Raw genomic sequence first — 20,910 nt, forward strand, 5'->3', positions numbered from 1 at the left:
GGATTGTAAAGATTGACGCAAAGTAGTTTGCGTTATAAACTAAAGACAAGCAATGGACGGAAGCTGAAAGAAGGGGATGGTTGCGATGGGGAAGAACAACAGGGAATATGACATCTCAGGGAATCGGGCGACCCAGTCTCCGGACGGGGAAGCCGGGCAGGAGGAGGTCATCATGGAAGCTCGCGTGGCCGCAGGTCTGATCGAGCGCCAGTCGCAACGCGTTGATCGCATGTTCAACGTCTTCAGCTGGAGCTTCTGCCTGATCTGGGGCGTGGCTTGGCTGATCGGGTATCTGGTGCTCGGGCTGGCGACTTCGGCGAATGCCGGGGTCACGCCCATATGGGCCTGGATCTGCGGGGCGGGGATGCTGCTGTGTGCGGTCGTGCTATCGATCGTGGTTGCTTTCAGAGGGCTGTCTGGCTACAGGGCTTCCTCGGAGCGTAGCCGCAGGGAGAGCAGTCAGGGGGTCATCTATGGGTGGACCTGGTTCCTTGCCTTCAGCCTGGGAATGAGCGCGCTGGGTATGATCTCCCAGCGATACGAATTGAACGCCAATGCCACGGCGTCCTTGTATTGCGTCGTCACGGCCCTGCTCGTCGGTGCCCTCTACATGATCGGCGGGGCTCTCTGGGGTGATAAGTCCCAGTTCGTCGTAGGCGTCTGGATGCTGATGCTTACACTGGTGCTTCCGATGTTCGAGGGATCGACCGGATACATCATCATGGGCGTGCTCGGAGGCGGTGGCATGATACTCGAGGCGGTCTGGGCCCTCTTCGCATCCCGCAAGGGCGGCTTCGCCGACGGCATCCGGGCCGGGAAGACGGAAGCGGCCTGATATGAGCGATGAACTCGATCCGATGATCCATGCGACCTCACGGTTGAAGATCATGACGACCCTGTACAAGTTGGGGGGCGATGACGCCCTGGCCTTCCCGAGGTTGGCCAATCTGTTGGGCATGACGCATGGCAACCTATCCGTGCATCTGAGCAAACTGGAACAGGTCGACTATGTGCATATCGAAAAAACCTTCGAGGGGAAGAAGCCGGCCACATTCGTCTCGATAACCGCAACGGGGCGCAAAGCCTTCGACGCTTATCTGCATGCCTTGCAGGACCTTCTGCAAGGCGACTGAGCGCACAGCGTGTGTCGGCCTTGACTTGGAGTTAACTCCAAGTCCTAGAATCGCCATTATGACGAAGCAAGAAGAACAAGCCTTGAGGCTGCTTGGGGAAGCGGATGGCGCACCTGAGGAATGGTCGGCGCCGCGTTGGTCGATCGGTCAGGCGGCACAGCGAACGGGGGTCTCGGCCGACACCCTGCGGTACTACGAGCGTGAAGGCATCATGTCTCCCGCCGGCAGGACATCGGGCGGTCTGCGACGCTACAGCGAGCTCGATCTGGAGAAGATAGTCTGTGCCCATTGGTTGCGCGAGGCCGGGGTGCCGTTGTCTACCATCCGGCAATTCGACACCTTGCGGGACCAAGGACGCCAGACGCTCAGGGGTAGGCGTGCGCTACTGCTCGATCATCTTGAAGAGTTGGAGCGTCGGCGCCAGGACATCGATGCCTCGATAGCCTCGATCCAGAAGAAGATCGCCAAATACGACAGGCTTATGGAGGCGCGGGGATGAGTAGACGGAATCGCGCCATTCTCTCCCTTGTCGTTGCGGCGGCATTCTGGGCGGGCAATTATGTATTCGGGCATGTGGCCGTCGAGAGCATGTCACCCTTCAGCATCGTGTTCCTCCGCTGGGCCATCGCATTGATCCCGCTGGTCCTGATCGCACAGCTTGCTGAGCACCCTGACTGGCGTATGGTCATCGGACATTGGCGCTTTCTGCTGTTCCAAGGTGTTCTTGGCATGTTCGCATACAACTTTCTGCTGTACGCGGCATTGCATGTATCCACCGCCTTCGCTGCATCGCTGATTAATGCGGCGAACCCGGCGCTTATCGCTCTGGTGGCGCTTGTGGTGTTGCATGAGCGCATCGGTTGGCGTGGTGCGGTGGGAATAGCCCTTGCATTGCTGGGGGTGCTCGTGGTGCTCACCCGTGGTGACATAGGCACGCTGACCACGAGTGCCTTCGGATCGGGGACATGGCTGATGCTCGGTGCCATCGCGGTGTGGACGGTCTATAGCATTGCCGGTCGGATGGGGCCCAAACTCCCGCCGGTCACCGCGGTGACCGTGCAGGCGGCCTTCGTGGTGGCCGGTCTTGCGGCGGTCGCGCCCTTTGTGGGGGTGACGATCCCCAAGGACGCCCCCGGCGTGGCTTCCCTGCTGTTCATAGCGATTTTCCCGTCCTGCCTGTCCTATGTGCTTTGGAACACCGCGCTAGACGAGATATCGCCGGGGAAGGCCGGTGTGTTCCTGAACCTCATCACCCTGTTCACCGCAATCTGGGCCCTGGCTACCGGCGAGACCATCTCCGTCTCGCAGATTGTGGGAGGACTGGCGATCATCGTCGGCGTTCTGCTCACCACCCTTCCGGGGCACGGCAAGGAGCATCCGGTGGAAGCCGGTGCTGGCATCTCGAAGCATGCAACTCATGGAGATGTGGAAAGCCGATAGGACACGGGGATACGTGACGGTGCTCGGATTGATCACGAGAACGAGTCAGAGTACTTCACCCGAATCAGGCTCTGACGATTCCTGAGTCCCGAAGCGGGCCCGCAGCTTTGATTCGCTTGCCCGCATCAGATCCTCGGGTGAATACCCGTATTTATCGGCGAGGATAAGCACATTGTCGAATACGTCGGCGAGCTCCTCGAGAATGTGCTCCTGTTGTTTCTCGACGGACTGCCGTTGCTCATCCGGGTGGTCGCGTCCGATTTCATGGGTGCGAACGGCCTGTGCCAACTCTCCCATCTCCTCGGTCAGGAATGCAAGCCTGATGAAGGGAGGGTAGGGGTACCATTGTCGGCTGATATAGAAATCCTTGAGCCAACTGGCATGTGTATTGATATCCATGACGACCGACCTTTGTTGGGAGATATCCGTACGGCATCGAACACTATAGACAGGGGAGCGGAATTGTCCAGAAACATCGTGGTGTATTGCGGAGCCTCCAGTGGCAACGGCGGGCGCTTCGAAGAGGCGGCGGTCAAGGTGGCCGACTGGATCGCCGCGAAGGGCGACACGCTCATCTATGGCGGGGGCAATGTGGGGCTGATGGGTATCGTCGCCAGACGGGTGCTCGCCAAAGGGGGAAAGGTGCATGGTGTGATTCCCCGGATCCTGAAGGAACGTGGCACCGCCTTGGAGGGAATCACCGAGCTGAGCGTTGTCGAAGACATGCCCGCGCGGAAGCGGATGATGCTTGAACTGGGTGATGTGTGTCTGGCCTTGCCGGGCGGGCCGGGAACCTTGGAGGAGATCAGCGAGGCGTTTTCGTGGTCTCGCCTGGGGTTGAATCCCAATCCCTGCATATTCTTCGACGTTGACGGGTTCTGGCGGTCCACGGCGGACATGTATGACCGCATGGTGGCTGACGGGTTCCTGACCGAGGAGGACCGCGGCAAATTGCTCTTCACCCAATCCTTTGACGCCATCGACGAATGGGTCGGGCAGTATCGGCCTCCACGGATTCGGCAGTACCGGACGCAGGGGAAAGCGGCGTAGCGGTGTACGCGTCGGCAGCTGCATATCGGCTACGCCGGGAATGAACCCCTGCTCTGCCATCACTAGTAGGATGGTAGTTTCAGGTCTTTTGAACTGCGAGATCTGTCTGTTGCAGACATCATCCGGGCGGACCCGGTGATCGGCAGCAGGAAGCGACACTGGGAGGACGGATGAAAATCCTTGTTGCGGACGACGATCGTACATTCATCGAAATGTTGCGTGCCGCCCTGCTGATGCAAGGGTATGAGGTCTCTGTGGCATCAGCGGGCGATAGCTGCCTCGCTTCGGTGTCCGAGGAGAAGCCGGATCTGATATTGCTGGATATGGGTTTGCCGGACATCGACGGCATCACGGTCATACGTGGTGTGCGACGGTGGAGTGATGTGCCCATCATGGTGGTTTCCGGCCGGACGGAGACGACGCGGATAATCTCGGCCCTGGATGCCGGAGCCGATGAATATGTGACGAAACCGATAACGCTGGATGAGCTGCTTGCGCGCGTGCGTGCGCTGATCCGACGCGTTCCCCACGAGCATGGCGCGCCGCTTATCACCATGGGGCATGTGACCATCGATCTGTCCACTCATTCCGTGTTCCGTCAGTACCGCGGGCGCCAGATCCGTGTGCAGCTGACTCCGACGGAGTGGAAGGTGCTGCAGATGTTGGTGAGGAACGTCGGCAGGCTGGTGACCCGCCAGGATCTGCTGACCGAGATATGGGGCAGCGAACACGTGAACGATTCCGGTAACCTGCGTCTCTATGTGTCACAGCTGCGCAAGAAGATCGAGCAGGACCCCGCCAAGCCCCAGTTCCTCAAAACCGAAACCGGCATGGGGTACAGGCTTGAGCTTCAGGACAGCGCCAATCACTGAAAGACTCGCTGACCGGGTGGGCGGAGCGCTCCCCAGGATGTGAATCCGCCCACACTCGAAGCCCATATTCAGCTGTACCGAGGCGTCGTATCCCTCGAAGCGGATAATGAAGGTATGACTATCGCAACACCGGAGCGTTACGCTCACATGCTGGATGCCGCCAGAAGCGGTGGATACGCATACCCCGCAATCAATGTGACCAGCACCCAGACCCTGAATGCCGCGCTGCAGGGATTCGCGGAGGCGGAGTCGGACGGCATCATCCAGGTCTCGGTCGGTGGTGCATCCTATCTTTCCGGGCAGGCCGTGGGCGAGCGCGTTACCGGTTCGCTTGCGCTCGCCGCATTCGCACGGGAGGTGGCGAAACGCTACCCGAAGATCACCGTCGCCCTGCATACCGATCATTGCGCCGTGCAATACCTCGACGGGTGGGTGCGTCCGCTTTTGGCCTACGAGGCGGACCAGGTGGCGCACGGTCAGGAACCCGCGTTTCAATCCCATATGTGGGACGGTTCCACGGTTGAGCTGGGCAAGAACCTTGAAATCGCCAGGGAGCTGCTCGACGCATCACAGGCGGCCCATACGGTCCTCGAAATCGAGATAGGAGCCGTCGGAGGTGAGGAGGACGGGCATCGTGCCTCTCCCAATGCAAAGCTCTACTCCACACCCGACGATGCCTTGCGTGTGGCCCGTGAACTGGGACTCGGGGATGATGGCCGCTATATGGCCGCGTTCACCTTCGGCAATGTGCATGGGGCGTACAAGCCCGGTTTCGTGAAGTTGCGCCCTGATCTGCTCGGGGATATTCAGCAGGCGACCGCGCAGGCCCTGCAGGACGGTGTCATCGACTCCACGGCGGATTTCCCGGAGGACAAGCCCTTCCTGCTCGTGTTCCACGGAGGTTCGGGATCCTCTCCCGAGGATATAGCCCTTGCCGTGCGCAACGGCGTGGTGAAGATGAATATCGACACCGACACCCAGTATGCGTTTACGCGTGCGGTCGCCGGTCATATGTTCGCCAATTACGACAAAGTGCTGAAAGTCGATGGCGAAGTGGGCGAAAAGAAACAATACGACCCAAGAAGCTGGGGCGCCGAGGCCGAAGCGGCCATGGCCGGTCGGGTGGTCGAGGCCTGCCAGCAGCTCGGGAGCGCGGGTCGTGCATTGAAGTAGCGGGCATCACCCGCTTCCGCAAGCCTTTACATGCGCTCCATCGCACGATGTGGGCTTTGACCGCCGGGCTGATGGTTAGCTCCATGCATCGGGGTAGTCTCGTTGTGGCGGATGGGGTGTCCCCGCCGCTCGAATGGAGGTGCATTATGCCCGGAATCGTTCTTATCGGAGCCCAGTGGGGTGACGAGGGCAAAGGCAAGGCCACGGATCTTATCGGAGACAAGGTGGATTACGTCGCCCGCTTCAACGGCGGCAACAACGCAGGACATACCGTTGTGGTCGGTGATCAGACCTATGCCTTGCATCTGCTGCCATCCGGCATCATCCATCCCAATGTGACGCCTGTTGTGGGCAACGGGGTCGTCGTGGATCCGGAGGCCTTGTTCGCCGAAATCGACGGACTGGAGTCGCGTGGCGTTGATTGCAGCCGGCTGCTGGTCAGTGAATCCGCACACATCATCGCGCCGTACCACCGCACGCTCGACAAGGTCACCGAGCGTTTCCTGGGGAAGCGCAAAATCGGCACGACGGGACGAGGCATCGGCCCGGCCTATGCGGACAAGGTGAACCGTGTCGGCATACGGGTGCACGATCTGTTCAATCCCGAGCATCTGCGGGACAAGGTGGAGGCCAGCCTCCACCAGAAGAACCAGATGCTGGTCAAGCTTTACAATCGCAGGACGATCGAAGTCGATGCGATCGTCGATGAACTGCTGGGTGTCGCCGAAAGACTCAAGCCTTATGTGGCCAATACCTCGCTGATCTTGAACAGGGCCCTGGACGAGGACAAGACGGTGCTCTTCGAGGGCGGGCAGGCCACCATGCTCGATGTCGATCATGGCACCTATCCCTTTGTGACATCCTCCAACTGCACGGCGGGCGGCGCATGCACCGGAACAGGTGTGGGGCCGACCAAGATCAACCGCGTCATAGGGGTCTCCAAAGCCTACATCACTCGCGTTGGTGAAGGCCCCTTCCCGACCGAGTTGAATGATGAGTCCGGCGAATGGCTGCGCCAGCAGGGGCATGAATTCGGCGTGACCACAGGAAGACCGCGTCGCTGCGGCTGGTTCGATGCCTTGGTGAACCGCTATGCGGCCCAGATCAATGGATTGACCGATATCGTGCTGACCAAGCTGGATGTGCTCACCGGACTTGAGTCGATTCCGATCTGCACCGGTTATGACGTCACCCTCGCCGATGGATCCCATGCGAAGGTCAGCGATATGCCCACCGATCAGGCCGAATTCGCCTCCGCGACTCCGATTTATGAGGAGATGCCCGGGTGGAGTGAGGATATTTCCGGGGCGCGGAGCTTCGAAGATTTCCCACAGACGACGCAGGATTATGTGCACAGGCTCGAGGAGCTCTCCGCATGCCGCATCTCCGCGATCGGTACCGGTCCCGGCAGAGACCAGATCGTTTCGGTGCACTCGTTGATAGACTGAGTTTTTCCTTGTGATCAGGCGCTTCCCGCTATGGGATCCGCCTGCTGCCTTCCTGAAAGTCCCGGCGTTCACGCGCCGGGGCTTCTTCATATGCCGGTGTCCCAGATGCCGGGAACAGGCCCTCCGATGCCGTCGATCAGATGGCATGCCTGGCCGCGAATCCTCCAGAATCGATGTTTCGGCTTCGTCCCCTACGTAATGTGCGAGAAATATGCGCGCAACCATTTGTGGACTTCGGTCTCTTAGGTTAGGCGCATTGGGGGGAGACATATGGTTGCCTTGTTATCGAAGAAGAGAGCTTTGCGGTCTGTCATGGTGTTCGCCGGAGCCGCTTTGATCATTATCCTTGCGCTGTTGGCCGTTCCTCCGGCCACGGCCTCCGCAGCCGAGGCTGTGACGACATGCAATCCGACAAGCTCGAATGCCTGTGTCAACGGTATTCTGCAGGACTCGTCGAAACAGGCGATAGCAGGGGTGCAGGTGACGCTTGGCGGTGAGGAAAGTGCCACAACCACCACCGATTCGTCCGGCAAGTGGGCCTTTTCGGTCACGGCCGATGGGGAATACACGGTTTCCCTGCCATCCGATGTGATGAAGAACCATGGTCTGAAATCGGATAAGGCCACGGTAACCGTGAAGAAAGGCGATTTCTCCAAGGCCCGGCAGGTGGTGAGATTCGATGAGGCGCAGGAATCGGACGGGGCGCAGTCAGGAAGCTCGGCATCCCCTGAATCCAGCGATACGAAGGCTTCGACCCAGGCGTCATCAGGCCAGGAGGAGAGCGCATTCTCCAATTTCATGTCCAGATTCTGGCAGCAGCTGTTCAGTGGTGTGATATTCGGCCTGATGCTTGGCCTGATGTCGGTCGGTATGAATCTGGTCTACGGAACGACCAAGCTGAGTTCTTTCTCGCACGGTGAGCAGGTTTCCCTCGGTGGCCTGATGGCTTATGTGGGCACGCAGATACTGCACTGGCCATTGGTACTTTCCGCGATACTGGCGGTTGCCGTCGGGGCGGCAACGGGCCTGCTGCAGAATGAGCTGGTATGGAAGCCCCTAAGGCGCAGGCATATTGGTCCGATGCAGCAGATGATCGTGACGATCGGTCTTTCGATGGCATTGCAATACGTCTTCCAGTTCTTCTTCGGGGGAGACGTGAAAGGGATCACCACATCCGTACCGCAAGGTTTCCAGATGGGGCCGATCACCACGGATTTCACCACGCTGATGCTTGCGGGCATCGCACTGGTGGTCATCATCGCGTTTACCCTGTTCCTCTATGGCACCCGTCTGGGCCGGGCGACGCGAGCCGTCTCGGATAATCCGGCCCTCGCCTCTGCCTCGGGAATCAATGTGGAGCAGGTGGTCCGTGTGGTGTGGATTATCTCCACAGCGCTCGCAGCGCTCTCCGGTGTGTTGATCGGCATCTATCTCAATGGCATCGCATGGAACACCGGTGCCTTGATGCTGTTGCTGATGTTCTCCGCAGTCACCCTGGGGGGTCTGGGAACCGCCAACGGCGCTTTGGTCGGTTCATTGGTCATCGGAGTCGTCGCGGATATGAGTTCGCTGGTCATCCCCGACGACATGCGGTATGTGAGCGCTTTGGCGATTCTGATTGTTGTGCTGCTGATCCGGCCTCAAGGCATTTTCGGCAAGCAGCAGAGAGTGGGCTGATATGAATATCAATTCTCATAGTGATCGCACGGGTGCATCGGGGACTTCGCCCTGCCCGAGAGCGCGGGCAGGGCATCAGGAAGGGGATATGCAATGGATCTGATGACGATTTTCACGAATTCCTTCGCGCAGCTGATAGCTCCGACGACCGCGGCATACGTGTTGGCGGCGATCGGGCTCAACATCCACTTCGGCATGACGGGTCTGATGAATATGGGCCAGGCAGGATTCATGCTGCTGGGTGCGTATGGTTTTGCCATCACACAGAGCATGGGGTGGAATCTCTTCGCCTCCGTGCTGGCGGCACTGACGTTGGCCGCCGTGTACGCGGTGCTGCTTGGCATCCCGACCCTGAAACTCGGACCCGATTATCTGGCTATGGTTACCTTGGCATCGGCCGAAATCATTCGCATCATCGGTCGATCCACATCCTTGACCAGCATTACGGGCGGTTCCGGCGGCATATCCCCGCAGGATTTCACCACGCAGTTCGAGAATCTCTCCCCGCTGCCCGAGGGGAATTCCACGATCCTTCTATGGTCGTATTCGAATAACATCGCCGATTCGTGGTGGTTGAGAATCGTGGCGTGGGCTTTGGTGCTGATTGCCGTGCTGCTGACCTGGCGTTGGTACCGATCACCTTGGGGCAGGGTGCTCAAGGGCATTCGGGAAGATGAGAACGTGATTCGTTCCCTGGGCAAATCGGTGACGAAGTTCAAGCTGCAATCCTTGTTCCTCGGTGGCGCATTCGGCGCGCTTTCGGGCATCATCTTCGTTCTTCCGCGCTCCGTTCAGCCCGATTCCCTGGGCAGGCAGGTCACCTTCTATGTGTGGACGATCCTCTTGCTCGGTGGGGCGGCGTCCATCCTGGGCCCTGTGCTCGGTTCCTGCCTGCTGTGGGTGTTGTTGACCGTCGTCAAGGAATCCATGCGCGAAGGCATCTCCTCGAATCTGATCTCTTCGAATCAGATCGAGTCCCTTGGATGGGTGATCGTCGGCGTGGCGCTGATGTGCCTGGTGATTTTCAGACCGCAGGGTTTGATCGGAGACCGAAGGGAGTTGGCGTTCAATGCCTGATACAACAGTACAAACCGGGACTCCTTTCCAAGACCTACCCGCGGCCCGGGCCGCACGGTCGGAGGATCCGCAGTCGGCCGCAGTCGATTATTCAGGGACCGTGGCCAAGGACCTGGCATACGTAGAGCATGAGCCGGGTGTGCATAAGCCCGATCCGATTCTGGTGGCGGACAATGTCACCCGACGCTTCGGTGGCATAGCGGCTGTGGATGTCGGGCATTTCGAAATCGAACGGCATGGCATCACCGCTTTGATCGGACCGAACGGTGCAGGGAAAACCACCTTCTTCAATCTGATGACGGGCTTTGACAAGCCGGATACCGGCACCTGGCAGTTCGATGGCAACGACCTCGCGAGCGTATCCTCCGAAAAGGTGGCGCGTATGGGTATGGTGCGCACCTTCCAACTGACCAAAGTCATGAACCGTCTTACGGTGCTCGACAACATGCTGATCGGTGCACCGGATCAGCCGGGTGAGGGCATGCTCAGGTCCCTGTTCCCGATGCTCTGGAAATCGAGGGAGAAGGAGATCATCACACAGGCCGAGTCGCTTCTTGACCGTTTCCTGTTGCTGAAGAAAAAAGACGATTACGCGGGCTCCCTCTCGGGCGGGCAGCGCAAGCTCCTGGAGATGGCCAGGGCGCTGATGAGCAATCCTCAACTGGTGATGCTCGATGAGCCGATGGCGGGCGTCAACCCTGCGTTGAAGCAATCGCTGCTCGACCATATCGTCGCCTTGAGGGATGAAGGAACCTCGGTGCTGTTCGTTGAGCATGATATGAATATGGTCCGTCATATCGCCGATTGGGTGACGGTGATGGCGGAAGGAAAGATCGTCGCCGAGGGGCCGCCCCGGGACGTGATGAACGATCCGGCCGTTGTGGATGCGTATCTGGGTGCTCACGCGAATATCGATTTGGGTGATGACAGCGTGCTGCAGGATGTGGAATAGGAGGGCGGAAGAATGACGGAAACCATGGTGGCGCGGCTCGACCGCTCGACGATTCACGTGGGTGAGCCGGAGGGTGAGGCCCTGCTCGAAGCCGATGAGCTCATAGCAGGATATCTGCCGGGTGTGAATATTCTCAATGGGGCTTCCCTGACCCTGCACGACGGGGAGATAGTCGGCATCATAGGGCCGAATGGTGCGGGGAAATCGACATTGCTCAAAGCCCTGTTCGGTCTGGTGCACATCTCGTCAGGAAGGCTGCAGCTCAAGGGCAAGGACATCACGAATCTGCGCGCGGACAGGCTGGTCTCGATGGGCGTGGGATTCGTGCCCCAGACGGAGAATGTGTTTCCGAGTCTGACGGTGCGTGAAAACATGCAGATGGGCGCGTATCAGAGCCCGAAGCTCTTCGCCGATCGTTTCTCCTACGTCACCTCCATATTTCCTCGCCTGGGCGAGCGTAAGGACCAGACCGCAGGGTCCCTCTCCGGAGGTGAAAGGCAGATGGTCGCGATGGGCAGGGCTTTGATGATGCAGCCTTCCGTGCTGCTCCTCGACGAACCTTCCGCAGGTCTGAGTCCGATGCTCCAGGATGAGACCTTCATTCGGGTCAGGCAGGTCAATCGGGCGGGTGTCAGCGTCATCATCGTTGAACAGAACGCACGTCGATGCCTGCAGATCTGCGATCGGGGTTATGTGCTCGACCAGGGGAGGAACGCGTACTCGGGTCGTGGGCGCGAGTTGCTCAATGACCCGAAGGTTGTTTCCCTGTATCTGGGCAATCTGGAAGAGACCGTGGAGGAGGAGGGTCGCTGAGGGTGTTCGATCCCGTGTGAGTGCGGTCGATCGCCGCTTTTGGCTACGGTGCCAAATCTTGGGGAAACTCTGTCTTTCCTTGTGTTTCCAACAGTTTTCGGGCTTTATAGAAATGAAATATTTGGTACATAGAACTGTTGCAAGAGGCTTATAGCGTATCCATTATGGGCGGACGAGAAGGCCTTCTGATGTGCTTCATATACTCGCCTGGCCCACTGTCTCCGGCAGGGATTGAGACGCCTTGGGCGCAGGGGGCCCCAAGGCTTGACGGCACCGGTAATGGGAAGAGAGATCAGTCGCTTCACGGCGCTGATGAGGGAAGGACGTTGTTATGCAAAGACAAAGAAAGTCCATGCTGATGTCGGCGACGGCAGCTGCCGCGGTCATCGTTATGGGGCTGTCGGCCTGCGGTGGTTCAAGCAGCAGCTCAAGCAGTTCAGGTGGTTCATCGGATACCTTCGTGCTTGGTGGTCTGTTCCCGGAAACGGGTTCCCTGGCCTATCTCGGCCCGGCTGAGACCTCGGCGTGGACCTTGGCGGCCAACGATATCGACGCCGCGGGTGGTGTGCTGGGGAACAAGATAAGCAAAGTCAGCGCCGATGTATCCGATGCCGATCATGCCGATCAGAATACGGCGGGCGCCCAATCCGTGCTGTCGAAGAAGCCCTCCGTGATCCTGGGGCCAGCCTCCAGCTCCGTGGTCAAGAATACCTACAAGGTGGTGGCCGAATCCAAGGTGCCGATGATCTCCATGGGAGCCACGTCGCCATCGCTTTCCGGCATAAGCCCCTATTTCTTCCGTACCGTGCCGCCCGATTCCGTGCAAGGTGCGGTGTTGGGCAATCTGATCGCAGGCGACGGGGTGCAGAATCTTGCCATTGCAGTGTTCAATGACGAGTACGGCACCAATCTGCGGAGCGCGGTGGTCAAATCGGCCGAAGCGGCCGGTGTGAATGTGGTCTATGGAGAAAAGGACTCGTTCGATCCGACGGAAACCAACTTCTCCTCACTGGTCACCTCGATCAAGGCCACGAAGCCTGATGCGGTGCTGGTCATCGCATTCGACCAGAGCAAGCAGCTGCTCAAGGAGATGAGCAGCCAGGGTCTTGATACGAAGACCAAGCTCTATCTCTGCGATGGCAATACCGCCGATTATTCCAAGGACTTCGACGCCGGGTTCCTCGAAGGCGCACAGGGTACGATTCCCGGAGCCCACCCGAGTGACGCTTTCCAGAAGCGGCTGAAGTCCGTCAAATCCGATCTGAGCGACTTCACGTATTCGGCCGAAACCTATGATGGCGTGATCCTTTCTGCTTTGGCCGCTCAAAAGGGCGGTGCGGTCGATGGGGAGACCATTCAGAAGAATCTGGCGGCGGTCTCCGGTGCCGATGGTGGGACGAAATGCAGCAGTTACAAGGACTGCCTGGCGCTGTTGAAGGACAAGAAGGATATTCAATACGTGGGGCAATCGGGCATTGGCGCTTTCAACAGCAATAACGACCCCAGCTCCGCATCGATAGGCATCTACAAATTCGATTCATCGAATAAACCGGTGTATAGCGAATCGCAGGAAGGTGAGGTGCCGAAGAGCTGAACTGCTGCTGAAACGATGGGAAGACCTTTGGGGTGAGCAGGTTCGTCCATCGACGGGGTCGATGAATTGAGCGGCCTCTGATCACATGAACACATTCGCGGGCGTCCTTCTGGGCACCCGCGAATGTGTTGTTCGGCGACCCTATGACCAGGGTCGAATCCCTTCCGGCGTCATGTTCGGGCGATCGATCCTATAAAAATGTCGGCAATGTCTCTAATTTTTGCCCAAATCCGAGGACATTGTGAAAAAAGAGCTCTACTAATAATCTATACTGGGAAGGCATTGATGTAGAGCTACCATGTGTTTCGGCGAAGATTCACTCTAATGTGTTGGGGATGCTGGAAAACACTGGTCCGAGCGGGGGAAATCGGATGGGGAAATTATATTCACATGCTGGGAAGCATGACAACGAAAAGTTATCAGCACAAAGATTAGGTACACGAACAATCAGCCATCTGTTCTTCGCCGTGATCGGCGTTGTGGCGATGATGATCGGTGGCTTCGTGCCAGCCGGCGTCGCCACTGCCGCCGATGCATCGCAGGACTTCCTCACGGTTTCCAAAACCGTTGATGGGGCGAAGGAGAAGGATCTGGAACCGGGGCAGTCCTTCACCTACCAGCTGCAGCTGAACTGCTCGGAGCAGAACTGTGTGAACGCCACGGTCACGGATGCGTTGCCGGCAGCATTGCAGGGCTTCACCATCACCGGTGTGGAGATGACTCCGCAGAGCATAGGCGGCGTGGCGAGCTGGACCGAAGGCGGTAGCAGTGTCAGCCAACCCAAGACCGTCGGGGCGGACACATCAGTGACCGTCGCCATGAACCAGGCCTTCTCAGGCGGCAAAGGTCTGGCGGTGGGTACCACATTCCATGTCAACATCACCTTGCAGGTACCGAATGATTTCTCCCCTGACAATGCGAACAACGGCAAGACGATCAGCAATACGGCGACCAGCAAGGCGGATAACTCCTCCCAGGCTTCCGATTCCGCCGACATCAAAGTGACGGCCACCCAGAACCTCGCCGCATCGATCAGCAAAGCGTGGACCCCGGCCACCAATACCTTCGAGGAGGGGGCAGCATCGGCCATCACGCTGAAGTCCACGAATACGTCAAACGCGACAGTGGATACGCTGACGGTGCAGGAACCGCAGACAGCCGCCGATAACGCGGCCCAGCTGGATGCGAACAATCCCTTCCGCATCGTGGATTTCACGGATTTCGGCACCGCGACCATGCCTGCTGGTGCGACGGGTGTCAAGGTTGACGCCTACGTACTCAAGGAGGGTGTCTGGCAGTGGGTCAGCGGTGCGACGGGAACGAGTTACGCCCTCCCTGACGGTGTCGCGGCCTCGGCTGTCGGCGGTCTGCGCTTCACCTACACCGGCGCCATGGCGCCGGGTGCGGCGGATGCCGTAACACTGAATGTCGCGCAGCGAGGAAACGACAGAAACACGGGAAGCGATCTCTCAAGCGCCTCGCAAACCATCAAGAACGTCGCTCAAGCCCAGACGGCCAAAGCCGATGACAAGAGCCCTGTGGCGACCGCGAATGCGAACTATACCGTGAATCCGGCGAACATCAGCACCAGCGCGACGAAATCCATCACGCCGAACCGCGTATCGGCCGGTGAGACCTCAACCTCCACGATCAAAGCCGCCAACACCGGCTCCGCGGTCAAAACGATGACGGTCTCGGACACCTCGGGCTTCTTTGATGCCAACACCACCTTCACGACGTTCACAGCGGGCATCGCATACCCAAGCGGTGCGACGAGCGGTGTGGTCGTGTACCACCTGCTTGCAGGCGGCACCCAGACGGTTCCATTCAATGATGGGGACACCCCTGCCGCACCAAGCGCCGCCATCTCCGGTTTCGATATCACCTTCAGTGCGCCGGGCAACACCATCGCGCCAAACGCGAATACCTCGATCTCCTTCGGTGTGCAGACATCCGAGGCTGTGATCGCCGATGGATCGACGCAGGCGACATTGAAGAACACCGCGACGTCCAAGGTCACCGCGGCGAATGGTGTTTCGGCGACGAAGGAAAGCGACGCGAACCTGGCCGTCGTGAAGCCCGGCATAACCGTCACCGTGGATAAGACGGTGAAACCTGCCGATAACGTCCAACCAGGGCAGAGCGCCGTGGCCGCCTTCAAAACACAGTCGACCGCGACCTCCGATTACGTCAAGACGAAGCAGATCGTGGTGGAGGACTCCTGGGGCAGTGCAAAATCGGCTACGGGATTCTGGAACGCCTTCAACCTCAGCACCATCCAGCCCACACAGGTGCCCGCGAATGCAAGTCTCACCGTGATGGTGCAGAAGTCGGATGGCAGTTGGATCACACTCGATACGGCCGCCGCCAAAAGCACTTCCTTTGTGTATCAACTCAACGCTGCGGATTTGGCCGATAAGCTCCCCGATGGTGTGACCGTCGACAGCCTGACCGGTATCCGTTTCACCTTCGACGCCGTCAACGGCAGCAATTTCCCGACGGCCACCGCGGTGATGCCATATGTTGGTTTCGTGGCCAGATCACAGCTGCGCGACGGATCAGGGGTGACCGATCCCACCGATGGCGATACTGCCAGCTCACCGCAGTCATCGACCAAGTACACCAATAATGTGGATGTGGATGCCAATGATGGTGGCAAGCTTTCGGCCACCGACACCGACAGCGCTCAAACCGGCGTGATCAGCTATCCAGGCGGCACGGGCACCGGACCCGCGACGAAGGCGAGCAAGGCCTGGGACCGCGACAGTGTCTCCGCGCAGACCGAGGATACGGCAACAAGCCATCTCGGATGGAGGGTCAACGAAGGTCTGAGTCAGGTGCAGCTGTCGGATCCCCAGAGCGGCGCAGACACCCCGGAGTCCACGGTGTTCAACGCATTCAACCTGAAGAGCATCAGTCCGGTATCCGTCTCCGCGGAGACTTACAGCAACGGGTGGTACCTCAAATACGACACGGTCCAATCCGTTGAGCTCTATGTCAACGGAGCCTGGCAGACGGTCAGTGCTCCCGACGGAGCCTGGCAGGATAATGGCGGCAGTTTCAAGGGCCATACGCTTACGGCTGCCGAGCAGGCCAACGCCACCGGCGTGCGCATCACCGTCGTTCCGAATGACGCCGCCCGCACCGCTGCTTTGAACAGTGCCGCCGATCCTTATGCACCCGCTCCCGGATCAGGGGTTGCGGAATCCAGTGGGAACCGAAACTTCGATCTGGTGTGGCAACTGCGGGATAAAACCCGTTCGACCGGTGCATTCATCACCGAGAATACAATTCTCAACGGTGGGAAAGGCGTGGTAGACAATACACTTCTCGTTGAGGGAACCGTCGCCGCCACCGGAGCGACAGTCAAGGATGGATCAAACGACACCATCAATATAGTCAACCAGCTTCCTTCGGTCAGGGTCAGTAAAACCGCTGATCACAGCAACGTCGTCGTCCCGGTCACCTCATCGGTGGGTGCATCGGACTATCCGACGAATGCATACACCCTGACGGCATGGAACAGTTCGGTCTCACCTGCCTCCTACCTGAGGGTGACCGATCCCACGGTCTGTGATGACACGCATCTCGGTGGTTGCGCGACGGAGAACACGGCCGCGGCCGCGGTGGCCAACCCCTTCGTGTCCAACGCCGATGTACAGAGCGGCCAGTTGGACACCGATCCGGGAACGCCCAATCCCTTCAACCGGCAGGACATCACGAATATCGCCATCAGCGCCCCTGCCTCGGACAATATCGATGCGACGGCATCCGTGGTCTGGTTGTTGAAGTATGCGGCAGGTAATGATGGAGTCGGTACGTATTCCTACGTGAAATCCAACATCACCGCAGTCAATGCGATGACGGCCGAGGATCTCAAGGATGTCGTCGGTGTCTCGGTGACCTTCCAGAGCACGAACCCCGGGACTGACGGCGGCACCATCCTGCAGGACAATCCCGCGCATGACAATGCGGTGAAGGTCAAGATCAGCACCATCGTGCGTACCACGCTGAGAACCACAGGCGCGGTATTCGATCCGAGCACGGCCACCACGCAAAGCTCCAAGAACCGTGTATACGCACAGTCCTACGATCCGGTTACCGCCACAGCCGACAGCAAGGCCGGTGATGTGGATTCCGCTTCGGTCAACTACGCCGAGGGCAGCCTTGATGTAGCCACCTCGAAGACGATCACACCTGGACTCATCACGAACGTCAACCCGAAGGCCGAGCAGACGGTCACGCTCGGTGCGAATTCGGGTGCGTCAACAGTGGCGCCGACCACGGTCACCTTGAGTGACGAAGCCGATGGGAATGAGGGGTCGGCGAATTTCTGGACCAGTTTCGATCTGACAGCCTTGAAGTCGATCACATTCCCGGCCGGAGCCGATAATGTTGTGATCTCCGCGTACGGGCCTTTCGGTAGCAGCGGGGCCTTGGCCTGGAAGGACGGATCGGCCCAGACGAAGCAATCGGATGCATCGGCCTATGTGCTGCCGGTCGATTCCTCCCAGTATTCGGATATTCAAGGTCTGAAGTTCACCTTCACCAAGACGGACGGTACGCTGTTCTCGATCTCGTCACCTTCATGGAACGCCGGTGCCGTGTTCACCGCGGTGCTGAGAGACACCCTGCGCGGCGGCACCGATAAGGTGACCTTCCCGGGGAGCGCGACGAATAAGGTCACGGCACAGAGCCACAGCGGTGCGGTGTCTTCGAAAGTCGCGACCACCACAGCCGATGCCACCTGGAACAGCGGTACGGCCGTCTTGGATATCGACAAACTGGCGAATGACGGCGTCCGCTCCGCGAGCACAGGGAGCATGGTTCCCTGGGATATCACCATCAAGAATGCGGGAACGGGATATCTTGACCTGGTCGATGTGGTGGACACCTTGCCTGCCGCACTGGCGTACACAGGCCAGGGCAGTGCTGCCGACCCGGCCAAAGCGGTGCAGTTCACCGCAGGGACGATGTCTGATGGTTCGGCTGGTTTGCTGACCGCCGCGCCAACCGTCGATTCCAGTGCTGCGGGTAAGCTCACCTTCACCTGGCCTGAAGGGCAGGCGAGGATGAAACCGGGGGAGACCGCGGTGATCCGGGTCTGGCTTGAATTGCAGCCTGGTCCGCAGGCAGGCGATAAGGTCACCAACACGGTGACTGTGCACACCAAGCAGACTTTGGACGGTGTGGGTGACGCACGCGAAGGCAACGGAGCGGGTGCCATAAGTCGTGACGGTACCGATGGGGCGAAGACAAGCGATTACATCTCCCCGACTTCAGGTGAGAACCTGGTGGTCAGCAAGGGTGTCATCGGTTCACTCCCCGGTGCGGTCAATACGACGGATCAGACACAGGCATGCGCCACAACGCTTAGCGGTGCCGATGGGAAGTCCTACTATCGCACGCCATGCGCGGCCAACAGCACGGTCAATGGCACCGATCAGTGGATTCTGCATCTGGTCAACGCCGGAACCACAAACATCAAATCCGCGCAGTTCTTCGAGCAGCTCCCGGTGAACGGTGACCAGTATCTGGTGGCCGGCGATAGCAGAGGATCGGCCTATCATCCCCAGATGCTTGATGACCTCAAAGTATGGGGAGCGCCTTCCGGCACGACCCAGAAGATCGAGGTCACCACGGATGCCAATGCCTGCGCCGGAACATGGTCCACGGTGGCGTCCGCGGGGACTGCATGCGGTGCCAACACCTGGACGGTGGCGAATGCGTCGACCGATTGGTCGAAGGTCACGGGATTGCGTGTGAGCCTCGATTTCACCACATCCACAGTGGGATCGCTGACCCCTGGTACTGCAACCGATGTCACCTATTCCAGCAAGAACCAGGCCAAGAGTTCAAGCGACGCTTCCGGTGCCAGTGTGGATGCACCGGCCACCGACGAGTTCGCATGGAACCAGTTCGGTATGCTCTACACCGGCGCGAGCGGCAGCAAAACCATAGCGCCGAACAGGGTGGGCGTCCATCTGAGGACCGGCTCCCTGGAGGTGGTCAAGAAAGTCAGCGGCAAGGCTGCCGAGCAGTATGCCGCCGACAGCATCGATGCGACGGTCACCTGCACGATTCCCTCGGGTGACGACTCCGATCCCACGGCGGTGACATTCAAGGGTGCCGATTCCCTGAAGATCACCCTGAAGAAGCAGGAGGACGGCTCGTATCAATCACAGCGGGTCTCCGGAATCCCCGTCGGCGCAACATGCAAGGTTGCGGAGGATGGCGAAACCGGAAGCTACGGTGAGACCACGCGTCTGAACTCCCCGACCACGGTGAGCATCGAGGCGGCTGATGACTACGCATTGACCACCAACACGATGAACACCAGTGTCCAGGAAAGCGGTGATGCGACGAATACGGTGTCGGAGGGTCAGGTCGCCACCATGACGAACGACTACCAGTATTCGGGTCTTTCGGTTACGAAGAAGATCGACTCGCTGGTCGACAAGGGCGAGTTGGGGCCTTTCGACTTCACGCTCACATGCAGGACCACAGGTGATAAGACGGTCAGTTTCGGTCAGGCGGATTCCGTCGCGTTCACACTGAAAGCTGGCGAGACATGGAGCGCTCCCGAGAACACGATTCCCGCCAACTCCATCTGTATGTTGGAGGAATCCGATCCGGCAGATGCCGAATCGACTGCATTCACAGGAGAGAACGTCCTGCAGACGGGAGATACGACAGCGCGGATCACCGTAGCTTCCGATCCTGCCACGGTCGTCTCAAGCGTGGTCACCAACCATTATGATGGTGGGACCTTGACCGTCACCAAGAAGGTCGATGGAGCCGGCGCAGCCAAGTACGGCACCGGTGAATTCACCTTCCACGCCTCCTGCACCTATGCCGGGAAAACAGGCGACCAACAGCTGCTGGATGAAAGTTTCACCCTCGCGGCGGGTGGGAGCAAGGTCTTCGGCGTGTACCCCAGCGGAACGCAGTGCACCGTGAAGGAGACGAAGTCGGCGGGCGCGAGCACCTCGGCTTTGGACCCGGAGGGTGGAGTGGTGACCATCGCCAAGCAGGAGACGCAGGGTGTGCCCTCCAACGTGACGGTGACAGCCACCAACACCTACGACGTCGGCAGCATCACCATCGTCAAGAAGCGCACCGGCGCCGGGGCTGAGACCCGGGGCAAAGGACCCTTCGAAGCCCAGGTGATCTGCACCTACCTCAGTGACGGCGAGCAGGCGAAGATCACATTGCCCAACGGTGGCAAGGTGACTCTTTCGCAGGCGAACGGATACCGTGCGACCGTCGATGATCTCCTTCTGGGGGCGCAGTGCAAGATTGCCGAAACCAAGGATGGCGGTGCCGACTCCACCAGCATGGATCCGGCTGACGGCACCCTTGTGGTGAGCGACCAGACATCGAAGAACGTGGTGACCATCACCAACGTCTTCAATGCGAAGCCCACACAGGCGGGCGGTGACGACGGCAATATTCTCTCCAAGACCGGGGCGGCTGTGACATGGCTGGTGGTCGCGGCTGCATTCTGCCTGGCGGTCGGTGCGGGAATCATGATAACCCTCAAGATGCGCAGGGGTCATGACGATGAGGACGGAGCCGCACACCAGGCATAATCCCCGACTCAAGGGGTGTGCTGCGGACAGGAACTCCCGTCCGCAGCACACCTGGGTCTGGCGGGGCCGAAGCCTCGGGGCATGACCGG

Annotated in this window: 15 protein-coding genes; 14 read left to right on the plus strand and 1 reads right to left on the minus strand. The window is 59.2% G+C overall.

Features of this window, described 5'->3' with window-relative positions:
* Nucleotides 1-85 precede the first annotated feature (85 nt).
* From BPSY_RS03445 to BPSY_RS03460, 4 genes are read left to right on the plus strand one after another with little or no spacing between them, the layout of a single operon-like run.
* Entirely contained in the window at nt 86-835 is a 750-nt protein-coding gene (locus BPSY_RS03445) for a hypothetical protein (protein ID WP_152596823.1), read from the plus strand.
* 1 nt (nt 836) lies between these two features.
* The gene (locus BPSY_RS03450) at nt 837-1,133 is read left to right on the plus strand and encodes a transcriptional regulator (RefSeq protein ID WP_033497252.1); all 297 of its coding nucleotides are present in this window, start codon (nt 837-839) and stop codon (nt 1,131-1,133) included.
* 58 nt (nt 1,134-1,191) lie between these two features.
* Nucleotides 1,192-1,632 (plus strand): MerR family DNA-binding transcriptional regulator, encoded by a 441-nt coding sequence (locus BPSY_RS03455; RefSeq protein ID WP_051921616.1) that lies wholly within the window; start codon nt 1,192-1,194, stop codon nt 1,630-1,632.
* A complete protein-coding gene (locus BPSY_RS03460) occupies nt 1,629-2,573 on the plus strand; it encodes a DMT family transporter (protein WP_081884205.1) in 945 nt (314 codons plus the stop codon). Before BPSY_RS03455 ends, BPSY_RS03460 begins: the two co-directional genes overlap by 4 nt.
* 45 nt (nt 2,574-2,618) lie before the next feature.
* On the opposite strand, the gene BPSY_RS03465 is transcribed toward BPSY_RS03460, so the two are convergent.
* A complete protein-coding gene (locus BPSY_RS03465) occupies nt 2,619-2,972 on the minus strand; it encodes a MazG-like family protein (RefSeq protein ID WP_033497250.1) in 354 nt (117 codons plus the stop codon).
* Nucleotides 2,973-3,035: 63 nt separating this feature from the next.
* On the opposite strand from BPSY_RS03465, the gene BPSY_RS03470 reads away from it, so the two are divergent.
* From BPSY_RS03470 to BPSY_RS03515, 10 genes are all read left to right on the plus strand, one after another.
* Nucleotides 3,036-3,623, plus strand: a complete 588-nt coding sequence (locus tag BPSY_RS03470; protein WP_033497248.1) for an LOG family protein — start codon at nt 3,036-3,038, stop codon at nt 3,621-3,623.
* A 170-nt stretch (nt 3,624-3,793) separates the two neighbouring features.
* Nucleotides 3,794-4,495 (plus strand): response regulator transcription factor, encoded by a 702-nt coding sequence (locus BPSY_RS03475; protein ID WP_033497246.1) that lies wholly within the window; start codon nt 3,794-3,796, stop codon nt 4,493-4,495.
* A gap of 114 nt (nt 4,496-4,609) precedes the next feature.
* Nucleotides 4,610-5,668 (plus strand): class II fructose-bisphosphate aldolase, encoded by a 1,059-nt coding sequence (gene fbaA / locus BPSY_RS03480; RefSeq protein WP_033497320.1) that lies wholly within the window; start codon nt 4,610-4,612, stop codon nt 5,666-5,668.
* Between the two features lie 146 nt (nt 5,669-5,814).
* Entirely contained in the window at nt 5,815-7,116 is a 1,302-nt protein-coding gene (locus BPSY_RS03485; protein WP_033497244.1) for an adenylosuccinate synthase, read from the plus strand.
* Nucleotides 7,117-7,386: 270 nt separating this feature from the next.
* On the plus strand, nt 7,387-8,793 hold the full coding sequence (locus tag BPSY_RS03490) for an ABC transporter permease subunit (RefSeq protein ID WP_033497242.1): 1,407 nt from the start codon (nt 7,387-7,389) through the stop codon (nt 8,791-8,793).
* 93 nt (nt 8,794-8,886) lie between these two features.
* Entirely contained in the window at nt 8,887-9,870 is a 984-nt protein-coding gene (locus tag BPSY_RS03495; protein WP_033497240.1) for a branched-chain amino acid ABC transporter permease, read from the plus strand.
* Nucleotides 9,863-10,822 (plus strand): ABC transporter ATP-binding protein, encoded by a 960-nt coding sequence (locus tag BPSY_RS03500; RefSeq protein ID WP_033497238.1) that lies wholly within the window; start codon nt 9,863-9,865, stop codon nt 10,820-10,822. Before BPSY_RS03495 ends, BPSY_RS03500 begins: the two co-directional genes overlap by 8 nt.
* Before the next feature lie 12 nt (nt 10,823-10,834).
* Nucleotides 10,835-11,635 (plus strand): ABC transporter ATP-binding protein, encoded by an 801-nt coding sequence (locus tag BPSY_RS03505; protein ID WP_033497235.1) that lies wholly within the window; start codon nt 10,835-10,837, stop codon nt 11,633-11,635.
* A gap of 331 nt (nt 11,636-11,966) precedes the next feature.
* Nucleotides 11,967-13,229, plus strand: a complete 1,263-nt coding sequence (locus tag BPSY_RS03510) for an ABC transporter substrate-binding protein (RefSeq protein ID WP_033497233.1) — start codon at nt 11,967-11,969, stop codon at nt 13,227-13,229.
* Nucleotides 13,230-13,714: 485 nt separating this feature from the next.
* Nucleotides 13,715-20,821, plus strand: a complete 7,107-nt coding sequence (locus tag BPSY_RS03515) for a DUF5979 domain-containing protein (RefSeq protein WP_152596822.1) — start codon at nt 13,715-13,717, stop codon at nt 20,819-20,821.
* Nucleotides 20,822-20,910: the final 89 nt, after the last annotated feature.

The organism is Bifidobacterium psychraerophilum (assembly GCF_000741705.1).
Taxonomy (GTDB): Bacteria; Actinomycetota; Actinomycetes; order Actinomycetales; family Bifidobacteriaceae; genus Bombiscardovia; species Bombiscardovia psychraerophila.

Coding starts and splice junctions, on each gene's coding strand:
- BPSY_RS03445 (WP_152596823.1), top strand. CDS start 86: ATGGGGAAGAACAACAGGGAATATGACATCTCAGGGAATCGGGCGACC.
- BPSY_RS03450 (WP_033497252.1), top strand. CDS start 837: ATGAGCGATGAACTCGATCCGATGATCCATGCGACCTCACGGTTGAAG.
- BPSY_RS03455 (WP_051921616.1), top strand. CDS start 1,192: ATGACGAAGCAAGAAGAACAAGCCTTGAGGCTGCTTGGGGAAGCGGAT.
- BPSY_RS03460 (WP_081884205.1), top strand. CDS start 1,629: ATGAGTAGACGGAATCGCGCCATTCTCTCCCTTGTCGTTGCGGCGGCA.
- BPSY_RS03465 (WP_033497250.1), bottom strand. CDS start 2,972: ATGGATATCAATACACATGCCAGTTGGCTCAAGGATTTCTATATCAGC.
- BPSY_RS03475 (WP_033497246.1), top strand. CDS start 3,794: ATGAAAATCCTTGTTGCGGACGACGATCGTACATTCATCGAAATGTTG.
- fbaA (WP_033497320.1), top strand. CDS start 4,610: ATGACTATCGCAACACCGGAGCGTTACGCTCACATGCTGGATGCCGCC.
- BPSY_RS03485 (WP_033497244.1), top strand. CDS start 5,815: ATGCCCGGAATCGTTCTTATCGGAGCCCAGTGGGGTGACGAGGGCAAA.
- BPSY_RS03490 (WP_033497242.1), top strand. CDS start 7,387: ATGGTTGCCTTGTTATCGAAGAAGAGAGCTTTGCGGTCTGTCATGGTG.
- BPSY_RS03495 (WP_033497240.1), top strand. CDS start 8,887: ATGGATCTGATGACGATTTTCACGAATTCCTTCGCGCAGCTGATAGCT.
- BPSY_RS03500 (WP_033497238.1), top strand. CDS start 9,863: ATGCCTGATACAACAGTACAAACCGGGACTCCTTTCCAAGACCTACCC.
- BPSY_RS03505 (WP_033497235.1), top strand. CDS start 10,835: ATGACGGAAACCATGGTGGCGCGGCTCGACCGCTCGACGATTCACGTG.
- BPSY_RS03510 (WP_033497233.1), top strand. CDS start 11,967: ATGCAAAGACAAAGAAAGTCCATGCTGATGTCGGCGACGGCAGCTGCC.
- BPSY_RS03515 (WP_152596822.1), top strand. CDS start 13,715: ATGATGATCGGTGGCTTCGTGCCAGCCGGCGTCGCCACTGCCGCCGAT.